1 protein-coding gene is annotated in these 1,456 nt (G+C 57.5%); it reads right to left on the reverse strand.

Features of this window, described 5'->3' with window-relative positions; all coding sequences use genetic code 11:
* Nucleotides 1-286 precede the first annotated feature (286 nt).
* A complete protein-coding gene (locus ACMZ6R_RS20450) occupies nucleotides 287-1,369 on the reverse strand; it encodes an IS110 family transposase (protein ID WP_416114802.1) in 1,083 nt (360 codons plus the stop codon).
* Nucleotides 1,370-1,456 lie beyond the last annotated feature (87 nt).

A 1,456-nucleotide genomic window follows, 5' to 3' on the forward strand; every position in this document is an offset into this window, starting at 1 on the left:
TTCCTATGTGGCCCGAAGTCAAGCCGGCTGACGCAGTCTAACCGCCCGTTTCCTATTCGCGCCCGAAGCGCCAAGTACCGATTCGGTAGTTTTCGGATTCCCGCCATTTGAAAAACGCCGCCATGCGGCCAGACTTTCCCGCGACCAATCCGAAAATTCTTTGGCTGTTAGGCTTTCAGTCTTCTCTTCTCGTTGCCACAGGCCCTTATTGGCGCTGCAACACCCTCTTGGCGGGCGGGGAGCGCGGGGTTCAACGAGAACCGGCGCGATCTCGCCCGCCGTTGTTTCACGCTACAACTGCCTCAACTCGGTAGTCTCTTTTCTCCAGGCTCAGGCGCCACAAGATGACAGCCAGTTTTCGGGCCAAGGCTGTGATGGCCTTTTGGGCCAAGCCACTCTTCCCAAGCAGCTTGTGATACCACGCCTGGGCCTTCGAATCGTGTGCGCGCCATTTCCAGGCCGCTTCCACTAAAAGACTTCGCAGTTTGGTTTGCCCCACGGGGCGTAGCCTGGCCCGGCCCTTGCTCTCGCCGCTCTGGCGCACCATGGGTGCAAGTCCCAGATAGCTTGTCACTTCTTCGGCCCGGTTAAAACGCTCCGGCTGGAACAACTCCAGACGGAAGGTAGCGGCGATGATCGGCCCCACACCGGGCACGGTGCGCAGGCACTTGATGACCTCGTCATGCTCTTTCTGGTGGCAAATTGTCTCAAGTTGCTGTTCAACGAGGGACAATTCGCTCGTGATGGCATGCATCTCCCGCACAAAACTTTCCAGCGTGTACCGGGCAGCCTGATGCATGGGCAGTTTAAGCAGGGACGCTACAGCGACCTTGCTCCAGTATTTCAGATTGGGTGGTTCGGTGAGGCCCCAAAAAAGTAGATGGGAATGGATGCGAAGTTTCACACGACGCAGGTCGTCGGCCAGATCGTGTCGTCGGCGCTCCAGGCTCCTCTGGGCTTCTTGCTCCTCGGTCGGTACTGCGATGGGACGCAGCATCCCCTTGGCGGCGTAATCGGCCAGTTTGATGCAATCGAGCCGATCTGTTTTTGCGCCCCAGACCACGGGGCGGGGAATTCGGCTGGGAGCCGCCACCAAGTTAGGGATGCCGGCTTTGGTAAGCTCCCTGGCCAAGTGAAATCCGGTGGGTCCGGATTCACTGGCCGCCATGGCTACGGTGACGCCCAACGCGGCCAATTCGTCGATCAGGACTTGCGGGCTCGCCGATATCACCAAGGTGTGGACGGCTCCATCAAATCGACGTAACGCAACAGAATAACTATCTTTATGAACATCCAAACCGACAAAAAAAGATCGACCTTGTGAAGCCTCCACAAACGCCTGAAGTTGGGATAACTCTTGTCTTGCCATGTTGGTCTCCTCGCCTCGTTTGTGCCCTTGGAGCACGTTCACTGGCACTATCAGCCAGTTTGAGGGTCGAGGCCAACATGGTATTTG

Source organism: Solidesulfovibrio sp. C21, from assembly GCF_047785625.1.
Taxonomy (GTDB): domain Bacteria; phylum Desulfobacterota; class Desulfovibrionia; order Desulfovibrionales; family Desulfovibrionaceae; genus Solidesulfovibrio.

Bases quoted from the DNA above. Each gene is read 5' to 3' on its own strand.
- ACMZ6R_RS20450 (WP_416114802.1), bottom strand. From the start codon at position 1,369: ATGGCAAGACAAGAGTTATCCCAACTTCAGGCGTTTGTGGAGGCTTCA.